The sequence below is a fragment of the Psychrobacter sp. Rd 27.2 genome (genome assembly GCF_001921755.1).
Classification (GTDB): Bacteria; Pseudomonadota; Gammaproteobacteria; order Pseudomonadales; family Moraxellaceae; genus Psychrobacter; species Psychrobacter celer.
Window position 1 is genome coordinate 1 of record NZ_MRYB01000106.1, and the last position, 388, is coordinate 388.

The 388-nt window shown below is 42.3% G+C and carries 1 protein-coding gene; it reads left to right on the forward strand.

Going from position 1 to position 388, the window contains the following annotated elements:
• The coding region (locus tag BTV99_RS12795; RefSeq protein ID WP_143507198.1) for a DUF3375 family protein at positions 1 to 388 on the forward strand (388 nt) is incomplete at both ends.

Consider the following 388-nt stretch of genomic DNA (forward strand, 5'->3'; position numbering starts at 1 on the left):
GATCTATTGACCAAAACTGATGCAACAGAAATGGTGATACGCTTTTGTCATGGGCTAGAAGAACGTAGTATTGGTGTCAGTGCCTCACACTTGCGTATCGTACAAGAAGCTGTTCGAGATTTTGTGGTCGTTACCAATGAAGATACTGATAGCCGAGTTAAGTTACTTGAAGAAAAAAAAGCAGCCATTCAGCGTCAAATAGACGATTTGCAGGCAGGTGTGGTACATACGTTGAGCGACAATGAACAGCGTGAATATATCCGTGAAATATACCAGCTTGCGTCACAACTCACCGGTGATTTTAGGTTATTAGAAGAACAAATACGTAAGCTTGATAAAGACGTTCGCATACAGATGATCGACGACGCTACTTCAAGAGGCAATCTGC